The 15274-nt window shown below is 60.4% G+C and carries 13 protein-coding genes; 7 read left to right on the top strand and 6 right to left on the bottom strand.

Annotation, left to right across the window (positions count from 1 at the left end):
- Positions 1–35: 35 nt before the first annotated feature.
- The 5 genes from remB to dnaA all read right to left on the bottom strand — a co-directional run bounded on the left by remB (position 36) and on the right by dnaA (position 4544).
- Positions 36–308 carry an extracellular matrix regulator RemB gene (gene remB, locus H8711_RS07715; protein ID WP_249282895.1) on the bottom strand — a complete coding sequence of 91 codons (273 nt, stop codon included), beginning with the start codon at positions 306–308 and terminating at the stop codon, positions 36–38.
- Between the two features lie 15 nt (positions 309–323).
- A complete protein-coding gene (recF, locus tag H8711_RS07710) occupies positions 324–1427 on the bottom strand; it encodes a DNA replication/repair protein RecF (RefSeq protein WP_249282960.1) in 1104 nt (367 codons plus the stop codon).
- A complete protein-coding gene (locus H8711_RS07705; protein ID WP_249282894.1) occupies positions 1417–1641 on the bottom strand; it encodes an RNA-binding S4 domain-containing protein in 225 nt (74 codons plus the stop codon). Before H8711_RS07705 ends, recF begins: the two co-directional genes overlap by 11 nt.
- A gap of 14 nt (positions 1642–1655) precedes the next feature.
- The gene (dnaN, locus tag H8711_RS07700) at positions 1656–2771 is read right to left on the bottom strand and encodes a DNA polymerase III subunit beta (protein ID WP_249282893.1); all 1116 of its coding nucleotides are present in this window, start codon (positions 2769–2771) and stop codon (positions 1656–1658) included.
- Between the two features lie 426 nt (positions 2772–3197).
- Positions 3198–4544 carry a chromosomal replication initiator protein DnaA gene (dnaA, locus tag H8711_RS07695; RefSeq protein WP_249282892.1) on the bottom strand — a complete coding sequence of 449 codons (1347 nt, stop codon included), beginning with the start codon at positions 4542–4544 and terminating at the stop codon, positions 3198–3200.
- A 194-nt stretch (positions 4545–4738) separates the two neighbouring features.
- On the opposite strand from dnaA, the gene H8711_RS07690 reads away from it, so the two are divergent.
- The gene (locus H8711_RS07690; RefSeq protein WP_249282891.1) at positions 4739–5017 is read left to right on the top strand and encodes a hypothetical protein; all 279 of its coding nucleotides are present in this window, start codon (positions 4739–4741) and stop codon (positions 5015–5017) included.
- A gap of 1762 nt (positions 5018–6779) precedes the next feature.
- Here H8711_RS07690 and H8711_RS07685 read toward each other — a convergent pair.
- Entirely contained in the window at positions 6780–7418 is a 639-nt protein-coding gene (locus H8711_RS07685) for a superoxide dismutase (protein ID WP_249282890.1), read from the bottom strand.
- A gap of 234 nt (positions 7419–7652) precedes the next feature.
- Here H8711_RS07685 and H8711_RS07680 point away from each other — a divergent pair, with 234 nt between their 5' ends.
- The 6 genes from H8711_RS07680 (at position 7653) to H8711_RS07655 (ending at position 15065) form a co-directional block, all read left to right on the top strand.
- Positions 7653–8927: a DUF1015 domain-containing protein gene (locus H8711_RS07680; RefSeq protein WP_249282889.1), complete on the top strand. Its 1275-nt coding sequence runs from the start codon at positions 7653–7655 to the stop codon at positions 8925–8927.
- 119 nt (positions 8928–9046) lie between these two features.
- Positions 9047–9886 (top strand): phosphatase PAP2 family protein, encoded by an 840-nt coding sequence (locus tag H8711_RS07675; protein WP_249282888.1) that lies wholly within the window; start codon positions 9047–9049, stop codon positions 9884–9886.
- Positions 9887–10159: 273 nt separating this feature from the next.
- Complete coding sequence (locus H8711_RS07670) at positions 10160–12328, top strand: Tex family protein (RefSeq protein WP_249282887.1); 2169 nt, start codon at positions 10160–10162, stop codon at positions 12326–12328.
- Between the two features lie 36 nt (positions 12329–12364).
- A complete protein-coding gene (locus H8711_RS07665) occupies positions 12365–12817 on the top strand; it encodes a PH domain-containing protein (protein ID WP_249282886.1) in 453 nt (150 codons plus the stop codon).
- Positions 12814–14265, top strand: coding sequence for a PH domain-containing protein (locus H8711_RS07660; protein WP_249282885.1), 1452 nt, complete (start codon positions 12814–12816; stop codon positions 14263–14265). Before H8711_RS07665 ends, H8711_RS07660 begins: the two co-directional genes overlap by 4 nt.
- Before the next feature lie 17 nt (positions 14266–14282).
- Complete coding sequence (locus H8711_RS07655) at positions 14283–15065, top strand: DUF4352 domain-containing protein (RefSeq protein ID WP_249282884.1); 783 nt, start codon at positions 14283–14285, stop codon at positions 15063–15065.
- The last annotated feature ends 209 nt before the right edge of the window (positions 15066–15274 follow it).

Here is a 15274-nt window from a genome sequence, read left to right as displayed (position 1 = left end):
CCTAGTCTGCGGACAGTCCCGCCCGCAAGGGTCTTTTATTTCACGTTTGCGATGTTGTCGATATAGCCCGAGCGCTTTTTCAACGTGGCCGAGGATATCTGCGAGATATACACCCGCTGTTTCCCGTCCTCCCCGCACACCACAAAGCTCTTGGGCAGCTCATACGAGACGTTCACCACCAGCCCCCGCTTCTCCGCCTGGGCGAGATACCCGCGCGTGGAGCGCGCGAGGGAGGTGTTTTCAATATCAAAAATGCCAATGATGTCGCTGGTGCGCACCACCGTGTCCTGCCCCAGGTGCAAATACATGGCCCGTCTCCTCTCTCATGCGGGGCACAGCGCCCCGGCCTTCAGTTCAAACTCCCGGCCACCCTGCAAACTGTCGAAGCTCTGCCGGTCGCAGCAGGTGATGAACACCTGGCTGCCGTCCAGGTGGTTGAGCAGGTAGTCCCGCCGCCCGCCGTCCAGCTCGCTCATCACGTCGTCCAGCAGGATCACCGGCCGCTCGCCCAGCATCTGCTCGGCCAGGCGGCTTTCGGCCAGCTTGAGCGCCAGCACCGCGCTGCGCTGCTGCCCCTGCGAGCCGAACCCGCGCAGCGAAAGGCCGTCCACCGAAAGCTCGATGTCGTCCCGGTGAGGCCCCACCGAGGTCGCCCCGGCGCGCAGGTCATCCGCGCGCGCCCTTCGCAGCGCCTCCAGCAGCCAGGCGCGGTATTCCCCGCGCGCCAGCCCCTCGGGCGCGCCGCCCGGCGCGTACCGGGCCGCGAACCGCTCCCGGCCCGCCGAGATGCCCGCGTAAATTTCGCCCGCCAGGGCCGCCAGCCGCGCCACATACTCCGCGCGGTTGCGGCAGATCAGCGCGCCCAGCTCGGCCAGCCGTTCGTCCCACACGTCCAGCGTATCCAGCAGGCTGGGGGCATAGGCGATATCCTTGAGCAGGGTGTTGCGCTGGAGCAGGGTGCGGCTGTAGTCGGAAAGCAGGGCGATATACCGCGGCGAAAGCTGGCAGATGCAGCCGTCCGCAAACCGCCTGCGCTCGCTGGGGCCGTCCTGCGCCAGGCTCAGGTGCGCGGGGGAAAACACCACCGCGCAGAACACCCCGGCCAGGCCCGCGCCCGACGGCAACGGGATCTCGTTGAGCCGCGCCCGCTTTTTAACGCCCGCCCCAAAGGCGAGGTCGGCGGTCTGTTCGCGCCCGTCGCGGAAAAACGCCGCCTCAACCGACGCGCACGCCGCCCCAAACCGGACCAGGTCGGCGTCCCGCCCGCCCCGGAAGCTCTTGGCCCCGGTGAGCAGCCACACCGCCTCGATCAGATTGGTTTTGCCCTGCGCGTTGTCTCCATGGATAATATTGACATGTTCGCCGGGCTGTAACTCCAGTTCGGCGATATTCCTGAAATCCCGCAGGTGCAGCCGGTCAATTCTCACCAGCAACAACCTCGATTTCCACGCCGTCCAGCGCCACCCGGTCGCCCGGCCGGATCTTTTTGCCGCGCATCTCGCAGCGCTCGCCGTTTACCGACACCTCGCCTGACTGGATCGCGTCCTTGGCCTGGCCGCCGGTCTCCACCGCGCCCGCAAATTTTAACAGCTGATCCAGCTTGATAAACCCGGTATGGATTGCAATTTTCTCGGTCTTCATCCGCTTCTCCCCCGTCATTCCGCCTTGAGCCGCACCGGCAGCACCAGGAACAGGAAGTTCTCGCCGTCCGGCGGAAGCATCTTCATGGGGGAAAGCGGCCCGTTGATGACCAGCCGCACCTCATCGCAGTCCGACGCGCGCAGCGCGTCCAGCAGGTAGCGGTTGTTAAAGCCCATCTCCACCGGCGGGCCCTCGATCTTGCAGGTCAGCTCGTCGTACGCCTTGCCGATGGCCGTGGAACAGGACATTTTAATGCACTCGCCGTCGAACTTCACCCGCAGCGGGCTTTTGAGCCGGTCGGAGATCAGCAGCGAGGTGCGCTCCACGCTTTCGATCAGCGCGCGCTTGCTCACCGTCACCACCGTGCCCTCAGCCGGCGGGATGGCCGCCTTGTAGTCGAGGAATTCGCCCTCCAGCAGGCGCGACACCACCGCATAGCCCGATACCTGGAAGATGATGTGTTTGCGCGAGTGCGAAACCTCCACCAGCTCGTCGCTCTCGCCGTCCAGCAGCTTGGAAATTTCAGACAACGTCTTGCCGGGCACCACAAACGACGCCTCGCCCGCGCCCGCGAGCTTTTCCCGCCGCAGCGCCAGGCGGAACCCGTCCACCGACACCACCGAAAGCTCGTTGTCGTCCATCTCGAACAGCGAACCGGTGTGCACCGGCTTGGTGTCGTTGGTGGCGATGGCGAACAGCGTCTGGTCGATCATGCTCTTGAGCATGTTCTGCGGCAGCGAGAACCCCTCGTCGCCCGTCACCGCCGGCAGCTCGGGGAACTCCTCGGACGGGATGCCCAGGATGGTGAACTCGGTGAGGCCGCACTTAATTTCTGTGAGCAGCTTCGCGTCGCTTTCGATGCTCACCCTCTCGCCCGCCATGCGGCGGATCATATCGACAAACAGCTTGGCCGTGAGGACGATCTCGCCCTCCTCAGCCACGTTCGCCTCAATCGAGGCGGACATGCCCATATCCAGGTCGTAGCCCGACAGATACAGCCGCCCGCTTTGCGCGCGCAGCAGGATGCCCTCCAGCGCGGCCAGGGTGCTTTTGGGCGACACCGCCCGGGAGACGTTCGAGATCACCTCAAACAGCTCGTTTCGATCGCAGTTAAATTTCAATCGGATCACCTCTGCTTTGATTTAAGGCCCATGCAGGAAAACCTGCACGGGGAGATAATTTTTTATCGTGCCTGTATTTCCGTGAAACACAGTTTTTCTTTCCACATGCATAAACATGCAAACAAAGATAGATAGGAAAGGATAAAGAAAGCTAGTCGCAGTAGTAGGGGGCGGGGATTTCGTGGAAAAGCCCGCGAACCCGCATGGACAAGCGAAAAACGGGACATCCCACCGCGTGCAGAGAATCCGGACGCGCCGGTGGAAAGGTGAAAACCGCCGCGCCTGTTCCACAGCCGCGTGGAAAACCCCCGGTGGATGGTGCAAAACATGTGAACGATTCGGTGGAAGGCCGGGGCGCGCGCAAAATGGGTTTCCACAAGGTGTGAAAAAGGTGGAAGGTGGAAAACTGCGCGCTGTGGAAATCCGGCCGGTTTTTTAAGAATTGCGCACGTTTTTGGTGATATCCTCGATCAATTCCTTGTATCTCGGGTCGATCTTCATATTCTTTTCCACCTGTTGCAGCGCATACACGATGGTGGAATGGTCGCGGCCGCCGAACTCCTCGCCGATGGCCGACATGGACATCTGCGTGATCTCGCGCACGATGTAGATGGCCACCTGGCGGGCCGACGAGATGTTGGCCGAGCGCTTGTTCGAGCGGATATCCTGCGGGGTGACACCGTTGTAGGTGCGGGCCACCTCCGAGATGATGCGCTCGATGGTGACGGGTACCGGCTGGTGGTCGTTGAGGATATCGCGGATGGCGTTCTGAGCGATGAGGATGGACGGCGGGGTGCCGGCCAGCAGCTTATACGCCTTCATCTTTTTCACCGCGCCCTCGAGCTGGCGGATGTTGGTTTTGAGCTTGTTGGCCATATATTCGGCCACGTCGTCGGGGATGTCGATATCCAGCAGCTCGGCCTTGCGGCGGATGATCGCCACGCGGGTCTCAAAATCGGGCGGCTGCACGTCGGCCAGCAGGCCCCATTCAAAGCGGGTGCGCAGGCGGTCCTCCAGGGTTTTAATCTCCTTGGGCGGCCGGTCGGACGTGAGCACAATCTGCTTGTTGGCCTCATACAGGGTATTAAAGGTGTGGAAGAACTCCTCCTGGGTGCTCTCCTTGCCGCCGATAAACTGGATATCGTCCACCAGCAGCACGTCGGCCTGGCGGTACTTGTTGTGGAACTCAGCCGTGCTCTCCGAGCGGATCGCCTCGATCAGCTCGTTGGTGAAATTCTCGCCCTTCACATAGATGATGTTGGTTTCGGGCTTGTTTTTAAGCACCTCGTTGCAGATGGCGTACAGCAGGTGGGTCTTGCCCAGGCCCGAGCCGCCGTAGATGAACAGCGGGTTGTATGCGCCCGCGGGGTTGGTGGCCACCGCCAGCGACGCGGCGTGGGCGAATTTGTTGGAGGGGCCCACGATGAAGGTGCTGAAGGTGTATTCGTAATCGCCGCCCGCCGTGGTCTTTTCTACCTCCTCCGGGGAGCAGCTCGCCAGCTTCTCCACGGCCTCCTCGGCCTGCGCCTTGGTGGGTTCCAGCGAGGTGATCACCAGGTCCACCGGGAAGCCCATCACCTCTTCAAACGCGCGGGTGAGTAGATCGTAGTATTTTTCTTCCAGGATTTTTTGTTTAAACTCCGAGCGGACCGCCAGATAAGCGGTGGAGCCCTCCAGTTTGACCGGTTCGATGTCTTTGATCCAGAGCGAGTGGGCGACCTGTGAAATCTCCTTTTTGCAGTATTCGCTCACCAAAGCAAAAACCTCGCGGAACGATTCCATGTTGTTTAACCTCCATCTGTGGAAAACTTGTTGAATCAGTGGAAAACATAGGTCCGACGGGTGGAAAGAATAGTTTTCAACGTTTTTTTCACAAAGTTTATTCTAACAAATTTTCAGCCTTATTTCAAGTTTTTCAACAGCCGATTTGAACTATATTTATATATAGGTAAGCGGGGGTGGTATTTTCCCCGCGGATGAATGAAAAAAAGAAAGACGGCGCCGGGCTTGGCCGGTACCGTCTTTGGGGTCTGTTTTTGTGGGGAAGGGGCTGCGCGAAGCGTTTGACGACATTTTTCGACAAACCCCTTGATTTTCTGGAAAAGATAGCCTATAATAAACGTGAGGCGCAAAAAGCGCAAGGCAGGCCCGGAAGTAGGAGCTTCCGCGCCCTGCATATGAGGGATCAACTCATACACCGCGGCGACAGCCGCGCCCTGCAACCGACATTATACAACATTTTTCCCCCGCTGTAAAGGAGTCAGCGATGTGCTCACACATATCAACGTGCATATCATCCGTGCCTTGCAAGTCGAAGATGAATATGCGTTCCACACGTGGGGAGGATGTGCCGCGCTGTATCATGCAGGCGGCCTGCGTTGCACGAATGAAGGGGAAACATTCGGGGTGCTGTATGAGTAAGAAACATGCAGCGCCCTTTTTGCGTCTTCAAACAGAAGCCGGGCGGGATGGTTGGCGACATCCTGCCCGGCTTTTGCGGCTTTTTGCGGAGGGGTGGTGCCGCGCTGCTGTGGGCGGGGCTTTGCGCACTGCCAGGCGCTGCCCGGCGGGTTCGCACCCGGCTTCACAGCTTCGGCCACCGCGCCCCACGCCTTAGCAAGTGTTTTCCTCGGCATCGCCCCCGGGCGCATGCCCGGTGGGGTTTTGTGGCCGCGGTGCGCGCCGGGGTCTTTTTTGTTTTTTGTTAGATAAATCAAGTGGTTTTGTGCGGCCCGCTGCACAGATGTTGTTGTAAAAGTTTGTTGCTTGTGCTATGATAGCGGCGGACACTGTCGCAAACGGCAGGCGGTTAAGTCTTGCCCCTGAAAGGGGGTGGTGCTGATGGTTACATATGCAGAGCTGTTTCAGTTTTGTCTGGTGGTCATCGGCATTGTTGCCCTGTTTTTGGACAAAAAGAAATAACCGCCCCTCTAGCCAAAAAGTAGCGGTTATTTCTTAACCAAACCTTTGGGGCTAACCGTCTGCTGACAGTGTCCCTTTGGTTTTATTATAGCGGAATTTTTTCGTGCTGTCAAATGGATTTGCGCTGGGGCGGTGGCCTTAGGCGTTGCTTGTCAAAATGAGCGGGCTATGATATCATAATGGCGGACACTGTCGCAAACGGCAGGCGGTTAGCCACTCCCCAAGGAAGGGGGTGGTGCTGATGGTTACATATGAAGCGTTATTTTCGTTTTGTCTGGTGGTCATCGGTATTATTGCTCTGTTTCAGGGCAAAAAGAAATAACCGCCCCATCGTCCAAATGTAGCGGTTATTCTTTAACTACTATCTGTCGACAGCGTCCCTTTGGTTTTATTATAGCGGAATTTTTTCGTGCTGTCAAATGGATTTGCGCTGGGGCGGTGGCCTTAGGCGTTGCTTGTCAAAATGAGCGGGCTATGATATCATAATGGCGGACACTGTCGCAAACGGCAGGCGGTTAGCCACTCCCCAAGGAAGGGGGTGGTGCTGATGGTTACATATGAAGCGTTATTTTCGTTTTGTCTGGTGGTCATCGGTATTATTGCTCTGTTTCAGGGCAAAAAGAAATAACCGCCCCTCTATCCCCATAGAACGCGGTTATTTCTGCAATCTTATTTGGGGTTAACCGTCTGCTGACAGTGTCCCTTTGGTTTTATTATAGCGGAATTTTTTCGTGCTGTCAAATGGATTTGCGCTGGGGCGGTGGCCTTAGGCGTTGCTTGTCAAAATGAGCGGGCTATGATATCATAGCGGCGGACACTGTCGCAAACGGCAGGCGGTTAAGTCTTGCCCCTGAAAGGGGGCGTTGCTTATGGAATATGGTTGGGTCATCCTCGTGTTGATCGCAGCAACCGGATACATAATTGCAATCAAAAAGAAATAACCGCCCCTCCAGCCAAGAAGTAGCGGTTATTCTTTAACCAAATCTTTGGGGCTAACCGTCTGCTGACAGTGTCCCTTTGATTTTATTATAGCGGTATTTTTTTCTGCTGTCAAATGAATATATCTTTTGGTAGAAGGGCTTTCACAGCCGGGCCTTAGCTTTGTTTGCCGCTGGTCGCCTGCAAAAACGCCTCTTCGGCCTTATCCCAATTGATGAGGGTAAACCAAGTTTGGATGTACCGGTCGAGCTGGGCCGGGAATTGCAGGAAATAGGCGTGCTCCCACACATCCAGCACAAGGATGGGAGTGAACACATGCAGGGCCGGGGCTGCGTTGTCGCTGGTGATGGCGATGTGCAGGTTGCCTTCGCTGTCGGTGTTGAGCCACACCCATCCCGCGCCAAAGATGCTGTGCGCAGCCTGTTGGAACAACTGCTGGAACTGCGCCATAGAACCGTAGCGGTTGGCAATCGCGGTGGACAGATGCGGGCCGGGCTTGCTGGAACCTTTGGGGCAGGCGCGCTCAAAGAACAGCCGGTGGTTAAAAACCGCGCCCGCATAGTTCTGGATGCGCAGCCGGTCGGTTTCGGGCATCAACAGCTTGCCGGTGATGAGATGTTCCAGGCTCCAGTCATGATACTGCGGATACTGGGCCACCAGGAAATTGAGGGTATCCACATACCCTGCCAACAGTGTGGCGTCATGTATATACAGCGTGTTCGGGCTGATGGTGGGCGCAAGACCGGCATAGTGGTAGGGCAGGCTGAGCTTTTGAAACGGATAATGCTCCGACAAGGGGTCACTTCCTTTCTTTATTTGATCGAAATGGGAATCTCCCTGTTGTCATCATATTCATCAAGGCGCGGCTTGTTGTCAGCCGCGATCCGGCCGGGCTTACAGCGGCGGTTTGTGCGCCATAAAAGTATCACTTTCTCGAAATTCCGCAATTTTCCTTGACTTGTCCGCGGGATTCCCTAAAATAGAAATGAGAAGTTTCTATTGACAAATAAAAAAGATGAGGTGCCGTTTATGCCAGAAATCAAGCCGTTCCGCGCCCTGCGCTTTACCGAGCAGGCGGGGGAGATCAACACCCTTTGCTGCCCGCCCTATGATATCATCAGCGACGAGCAGCGCGAGGGATATCTCGCCGCCAACCCCCATAACATCATCCGGCTGGAGCTGCCCCGCGGGGAGCATCCCTACAACGAGGCGGGCTGCACGCTGCAAAGCTGGCTGGAGCAGGGGGTGCTGCGCCAGGATGACCGCGCGGGCATCTATATTTACGAGGAGGAATTCACCGCGCTGGGCCAGGTGAAGCGGGTGAAAGGCTTTATCTCGCGGGTGAAGCTCACCCCGTTTTCCGAGGGGGTCGTACTGCCGCACGAGGAGACTCTCTCGAAGGCCAAGGCCGACCGCTTTGAGCTGATGAAGGCAACCGACTGCAACTTTAGCCAGATCTATTCCCTCTATTTCGACGAGGACCGCGGCGTGGCCGGGTTGATCGACGCGCTGTCCGCGCGCGAGCCGGATGTCTACTTCACCGCCGAGGATGGGGTGATCCACCGGCTGTGGTGCGTGTACGACGAGGCCGCGGCGGAACAGCTCTGCGGCCTGATGCGGGACAAAAAAGCGTACATCGCGGACGGCCATCACCGCTATGAGACCGCCCTCAACTACCGCGACCACCTGCGTGCGCAGGGCAGGGCGCTGGAGGAGGACGATCCGGCCAACTATGTGATGATGATGCTGGTGAGCATGGAAAACGAAGGCCTGGTGGTGTTCCCGACCCACCGCGTGGTGAAAAACCTCGATCGGTTCGACAAAGAACAGGTGTTGGCCGATTGCGCGGCCTATTTCACCGTGACCGAGGGCATGGGCGACCCGCAGGCGGCGTTGGATGCGGCGTATGCGCGGGGCGAAAAGAGTTTTGTGCTGTACACCGGCACGCCGGTGTGGCATCAGCTCACCCTCAAGGATACCGCTGTGATGGACGAGCTGCTGCCGGGCAAGAGCGAGGCCGGCAAACAGCTCGATGTGTCCATTCTGCACACGCTGGTGCTCGAACGCATCTTCGGCATCGATAAGGAAAACATGGCCAACCAGCTCAACCTGCGCTATACCCGCGACGCCGCCGACGCGATGAAGGCGGTGGACGGCGGCGAGGCCAACTGCGCGTTCCTCATCAACCCCACCCGCGTCAGCGAGATCGCGGCGGTGGCTGCGGCGCGCGAGAAGATGCCTCAGAAGAGCACCTACTTCTATCCCAAGCTGATCACCGGCCTGGTGATGAACCGCTTCGCATAAAAAATAGCCGCAGGCTATTTTTTCGACCATTCGGCCCATCCCCGGGTCGCGGCCATCAGGATAAGTTTTTTATTGCTCTGCAATAAAAAATCACACCGGTCATTCCACGGAGGTACGTTATGGAGCTATCGATCCTGCTGGCAATCCAGTCGGTTGCCAACCTGTTCCTCGATTACCTGGCAATCGGCGTCACCATGCTGGGCGAGCCGGTCGCAGCCGTGTTGGCGATCACGGTAGTCTATTGGCTGCTCGATAAAGAGACCGGCGAGTATATGACCTTTTCGCTGCTGTTGAGCGTCAACGCCAACGGCCTGGTGAAAAATATCTGCAACTTCCCTCGCCCGATCGGGCAGGAGGGGGTGCGCTCGTTGCGGGTGGAAACCGCAACCGGCGCGTCGTTCCCCAGCGGCCACACCCAGACCGCCGCCGCCCTGTTCGGGTCGATCGCCATCCGCGCGCGGCGCGCCGGTACAGCCTTCGCCGCCGCGCTGGTGGTGGTGCTGGTCGCCCTGTCGCGGCTTTATCTGGGGGTGCATTGGCCCAAGGATGTATTGGTGGGCGCGGTGCTCGGCCTGCTTTGCGCGGTGCTCGTCTACCTGCTGTTCAGCAACTTCAATGAACGCGGGCGGGAGCGCGCCTGTTTGGTGTTGGCTGCGGCGTTTCTGCCGCTGGTGCTGCTGTGGCACGACGCGGACTTTGTCAAGGGCTACGGCCTGTTGGTGGGGTATGCTGCCGCCATCCCGCTGGAGCACCGCTTTGTGCGGTTCCCGCCGGTGAGGCGCACCCTGCGCGCGCGGCTGCGCCGGGAGCTGTTCGGCCTGCTGGTGGTGGCGGCGGTCAAGCTCGGCCTGGGTTTCCTGCTGCCCGACCTGCTGCCTCTCAAGGCGGTGGAGTACGGGGCGGTGGCTTTCGCGGCGTTTTATCTCTGCCCGCTGTTGTTCGTCAAGCTGCGCTGGTGAAAAGACAAAAAACTGCAAAAGGAACGGCGGTACCGTTCCTTTTGCAGTGTTAAACTATTTCTATCGAATATAGGAGGAGAAATCAAACTGATCAAATTAAGTTTACATCATTCGCCGCGGGCTGTCAATCTCTTGGAAAGAAAAATGGTAAAATATTCTGAACGGCGCCTCCTCCGCGTAAACTTTTGAAAAAGGTCGCGGTGCGGGGCTCTTTTGTGGTATACTAGGTTTGACCCAACAACAGGGATTTACAATCGTGAGGGACAAAGCGACATGGATATCAAAGAGCAGTTAACAGAAGAATTTTCGCTGCGCGCGCAGCAGGTGGAGAACACCGTGCGCCTGATCGACGAGGGCAACACCATCCCATTTATCGCGCGCTACCGCAAGGAGCTCACCGGTTCGCTGGACGACCAGATTTTGCGCGAGCTGTCCGAGCGGCTGGCCTACCTGCGCGGCCTGCAAAAGCGCAAGGAGGAGGTCGCCGCGTCGATCGGCGCGCTGGAGAAGATGACCCCGGAGATCGAACGGGCGCTGGCCGACGCCAAGACGCTGGCCGAGGTGGAGGATATCTACCGGCCGTATAAGCCCAAGCGCAAGACCCGCGCGAGCGTGGCCCGCGAACGGGGGCTGGAGCCGCTGGCGCTGGCGATTATGGAGCAGAACCCCGGCTTCGACCCGTTGGGGGCGGCCGCGGCCTATATTTCCGAGGAAAACGGGGTGCCCGACGCGGCCGGCGCGCTGGCGGGCGCGCAGGATATCATCGCGGAGGCGATCTCGGACAACGCGGATTGCCGGAGGCTGCTGCGGCAATACCTGATGAAATTCGGCGTGGTGCGCGCGGCGGGCGCGCAGGAGGACCTGGGCGTTTACGAGATGTACCGGGAGTTTTCCGAGCCCGTGGCGCGCATCGCGGGGCACCGGGTGCTGGCCATCGACCGCGGGGAGCGCGAGGGCTTCCTCAAGGTTTCGGTGGAGGCGGACGAGGCCGCCTGCCTGGGCATCCTGCTGAGCCGGTTCGTGGCGGGGGAGAACCCCTCCTCCGCGGTGGTGCGCGCCGCGGCTGAGGACGGCTACCGCCGCCTGATCTTCCCTTCGCTGGAGCGCGAAATCCGCGCGGCCCTCACCGAGACCGCGACCGAGCAGGCCATCAAGGTGTTCGGCGTCAACCTGCGCCACCTGCTCACCCAGCCGCCGGTCAAAAATTCGGTGACGCTGGGGCTCGACCCGGGTTACCGCACCGGCTGCAAGCTGGCGGTGGTGGACCCCACCGGCAAGGTGCTCGAGACCGGCGTGATCTACCCCACCCTGGGCAGCGCGGGCCGGATGGAGGAGGCCAAGCGGGTGACCAGGCGCATGATCCAGAAGCACGGCGTCACCACCATCGCCATCGGCAACGGCACCGCATCGCACGAATCCGAGGTGTTCATCGCCGGCCTGCTGCGGGAGCTCGACTGCGGCGCGGCCTATATGGTGGTGAGCGAGGCGGGCGCCTCGGTCTATTCCGCCTCCAAGCTGGCTGCGGACGAGTTCCCCGACTACGACGTTTCGCTGCGCAGCGCGGTTTCGATCGCGCGGCGGCTGCAGGACCCGCTGGCCGAGCTGGTCAAGATCGACCCCAAGGCGATCGGCGTGGGGCAGTACCAGCACGACATGCCAAAGGCCCGCCTGGACGAGGCGCTGGGCGGCGTGGTGGAGAGCTGCGTCAACTCGGTGGGGGTGGACCTCAACACCGCGTCGTTCGCGCTCTTGGCGCATGTGGCCGGGGTGAACAGCGCGGTGGCCAAAAACATCGTCGCCTACCGCGAGGAGAACGGCGAGTTCAGCGAGCGCCGCCAGCTGCTCAAGGTGCCCAAGCTGGGCAAAAAGGCGTTCGAGCAGTGCGCGGGCTTTTTGCGGGTGCCGGGCGGCAAAAACGTACTGGACAACACCTCGGTGCACCCCGAGAGCTACGGCGCGGCGAAAAAGCTGCTCGAGCTGTGCGGCTACACCCTCGCGGATGTGGCGGCGGGCGGCATCGGGGAGATGCGCGAGCGCGCCGCCAAGCTGGGGCTCGCGGCCCTGGCCGAACAGACCGGGGTGGGGGAACCCACCCTGCGGGATATCATCGAGGAGCTTTTAAAGCCCGGGCGCGACCCGCGCGACGAGCTGCCAAAGCCCTTGCTGCGCACCGACGTGATGTCGCTGGAGGACCTCAAGGAGGGGATGATCCTGGACGGCACGGTGCGCAATGTGATCGACTTCGGCTGCTTTGTGGATGTGGGGGTGCACGAGGACGGCCTGGTGCACATCTCGGAGCTGTGCAAGCGGTATGTCAAGCACCCCAGCGAGGTGGTCAAGGTGGGGGACATCGTCAAGGTGATGGTGATCGGCGTGGACCTTGGGCGGGGGCGCCTGTCGCTTTCCATCAAGAGGGCCCAGCAGGGCGCGCCCGCGTCTTGACGCGCGGCGGGGGATTTTACAGGGAGGAGGATGCGGATGAATTTTCACAGGATCGACCCGCGGGCGCTGCTGGTCTGGCGCATCCGCCTGTGTATCTGCGCGCTGCTGCCCTCCTTTTTGTCGGCGCTGTTCTTCGCGCCCGGCACCCTGGTGTGGTGCATCCTCACCGGGCTGTGGGTGGCGGCCTTTCTCGCGCTGTTCCTCTGGTACTATCCGCTCAAATATAAAAAGCTCAGCTATGCCGCCAGCGACGACCTGCTGGTGATCCGCTGCGGCGTAATTTATACAAGAAGGAAATCGATATTAATTAAAAACATTCAGTATATTACAATTGTGACTCTGCCGCTGCCAAAGCTGTTCGGCCTGTGCGCGATCTTCTTCCAGGCGGCGGGCGGTTGGATGTATCTGCCCTGTGTGCGGCGGCAGGACGCGCAGATGATGCAGGAGCTGTTCACCACGGGCAGGGGCGTGGAGGAGGCGGACGGATGAACCAGGCGCACCGCGCGCATCCCATCATGGTGCTGGAGCACCTGTCGCGCTTTCTTTACCTGCTGCTGCTGCCCCTGCTGCGCGGCGTGGCGGCCGGGCTGCGCAACGGCCTGGCCGGATGGCTGGCTGGCGCGTGGTTCGACCTGCTCGTCCTGCTGCTGATCGTGGGGCTGGCGGTGGCGCGCTGGTGGCTGCTCACCTACGAGCGCAGGCCGGAGGGGCTGTTTGTGCAGGCCGGCATCTTCTGGCGCAGCCGCACCCTCATCCCGGCCGCACGGGTGGACACAATGGCGCTCACCTACCCCTTCTGGCTGCGGCCGCTGGGCGCGGTGCGCCTGCGGGTGGACACCAAGGCGGGCGGCTTCGACCAGGCGGACATCCGCCTCACCCTGCGGCGGCGGGACGCCGAGGAGCTGTTTGCGGACCGCGAGGAGGGCCTCTCCGGAGAGAGCTATCTGCCCCGAGAATACACCCCGCGCGGCATCTACATCGCGGCCCTGTCCGCGATCCTCTCCAATTCGCTGGCCGGGGTGATCTTTTTTTCCACCTTCATCTCGCAGACCGGCACCCTGTTGGGGGAGGAGCTGGAAAACCGCATCTACGGCACCTTTGAAACCTTCACCCGCATGATGGCGTTCGGCCTGCCGCCCGCCGCGGCCGCCATCGCTTATCTGCTGCTGTTCGGCTGGCTGTTCACCTTTGTGCGCAACCTGATCCGGCACAAAAATTTCCGCGTGCGGCGCAGCGCGGGCGCGCTGAATATCTCGGGCGGCATCTTCACCCTGCGGCGCTACTCGGTGGCTGTGGAGGCGATCAACTATGTGGATATCCGCCAGAGCGTGCTGACCAAGCTGTTGGGGCTCTACTCGGTGTTCATCCACGCGGTGGGTTACGGCAAGATGGAGGACGACGTCTCGGCATTGATTCCGGCGACCGCCGCGCGCGACCTGATGCGCCACCTGAGCCTGCTGCTGCCCGAGTTCAAGCTGACCAGCCGCCAGGCAAAGCCCAACCCGGGCGCGATCTTCCGCTTTTTGAACGACGCGTTCTGGCCCTGCGTGCTGCTGCCCGCCGCCGCCATCATTTTGGGCCGGGTGTTCCCCACCTGGGCGGATTTCATCCACTGGGTGGGCTTTATGTCCTGCCTGCCCGCGTTCCTGTTTTTGATTGTGCGTATCCTGGATTTTACCAGTTCAGGCATCGGGCGGCACAACGATATTTATACTTTGCGTTATTCTAGTGGATTTTATTTACACACAGTAATGATGCCGCGCGAAAAAGCGGCCAACATTACCCTGCGGCAGAGCGTATTTCAAAAGATGGATAACAAATGCGATGTGCTGATCTACTCCATCTCGGAAAAGCGCCGCCGCCATCACATCCGCAACATCGATAAGGACATGGCGATTCAGGTGCTCGGTTTGGAACTGATGGGAGAGAAAGCATAGAAGGAGGCTGTTTTCAGATGGAGGAGTTCTACGACAACCGCAATTCCTGCCAGCCGGGGGAGAACCCGCCCCCGGAGCCCGCTTCGGCGGAACAGGAAGCCGCTGGGGAAGAAACCCCTCAGACAGAACGGGAGGCCGCGCGGTGTGTGCGCTGCGGCGCGGTGCTGCTGGGCGGCGATGTGTGTCCGATGTGCGGCCTGCCGGCGAGCATCTCCAACGCGGCCCCGCGGTACCAGTACATACCCGCGCCGCCGCCCAAAAAGAGCAGCACCAAAAAGGTGGTGCTGATTGTGCTGGCCGTGGTGCTGGGTGCGGTGCTGCTGTTCAGCGGGTGCATGGCGCTGCTGATCGGGGTGGCGCGCAACGCCGAGCCGTCCAGGAGCGGCGTGGAGGAGTTCGACGAATACTACGACTTTTTGCCCCACGACTTCCATCTGGAGTATACCAACGAATCGCGGTATCTGCGGGTGGAGTCGCTCGGCACCAGCCGCAGCGACGGCACCTGGGATTACCCCGCGCCCGAGGGCAAGGAGTATGTGGTGGTGTCCCTGCGCATCACCAACCTGTATGAAGATATCATGGCTTATGACGCCGCCAACTTTGAGCTGTGCAATTCCAACGGCAACCTCACCCCCTCGCTCGAGACCGACCTCGACACAGCCACGGCGCTGGGGTACGGCCGCCTGCTGCCCGACGGGTTTGTGGAGGGCACTCTGGTGTTCCTGGCGCCTGTGGGGGAGACCGACCTGGTGCTCTATCTCAACGATTACACCAATTCGATCTGCTTTCCGCTGCTTTAGTTGAGAAGCGGAGATTTCTTATGTGGCTGCCCCGGGGGAGGGGGCGCCCGGGGGGTTTCTGGGCGCGTAGCAACGGGCACAGTGTTTTGTGCACTGTAGCGCAACCGACCCAGCTTGGGCCTGCCGCTGGCCAGCGGGGCTTACTTGCTGCCTTGTGGCTACGGGCACAGCGTCTTGCGCACTGCCGTGCGTCTACCTCGGCATTGCCC

Source organism: Ligaoa zhengdingensis (assembly GCF_014384885.1).
Classification (GTDB): Bacteria; Bacillota; Clostridia; order Oscillospirales; family Ruminococcaceae; genus Ligaoa; species Ligaoa zhengdingensis.
The sequence above is the reverse complement of the archived record's forward strand: the minus strand, read 5'-3'. Positions and strand labels throughout refer to the sequence as shown.

Bases quoted from the DNA above. Each gene is read 5' to 3' on its own strand.
- H8711_RS07680 (WP_249282889.1), top strand. From the start codon at position 7,653: ATGCCAGAAATCAAGCCGTTCCGCGCCCTGCGCTTTACCGAGCAGGCG.
- H8711_RS07655 (WP_249282884.1), top strand. From the start codon at position 14,283: ATGGAGGAGTTCTACGACAACCGCAATTCCTGCCAGCCGGGGGAGAAC.
- H8711_RS07675 (WP_249282888.1), top strand. From the start codon at position 9,047: ATGGAGCTATCGATCCTGCTGGCAATCCAGTCGGTTGCCAACCTGTTC.
- H8711_RS07660 (WP_249282885.1), top strand. From the start codon at position 12,814: ATGAACCAGGCGCACCGCGCGCATCCCATCATGGTGCTGGAGCACCTG.
- dnaA (WP_249282892.1), bottom strand. From the start codon at position 4,544: ATGGAATCGTTCCGCGAGGTTTTTGCTTTGGTGAGCGAATACTGCAAA.
- H8711_RS07690 (WP_249282891.1), top strand. From the start codon at position 4,739: ATGAATGAAAAAAAGAAAGACGGCGCCGGGCTTGGCCGGTACCGTCTT.
- H8711_RS07665 (WP_249282886.1), top strand. From the start codon at position 12,365: ATGAATTTTCACAGGATCGACCCGCGGGCGCTGCTGGTCTGGCGCATC.
- H8711_RS07670 (WP_249282887.1), top strand. From the start codon at position 10,160: ATGGATATCAAAGAGCAGTTAACAGAAGAATTTTCGCTGCGCGCGCAG.
- H8711_RS07705 (WP_249282894.1), bottom strand. From the start codon at position 1,641: ATGAAGACCGAGAAAATTGCAATCCATACCGGGTTTATCAAGCTGGAT.
- remB (WP_249282895.1), bottom strand. From the start codon at position 308: ATGTATTTGCACCTGGGGCAGGACACGGTGGTGCGCACCAGCGACATC.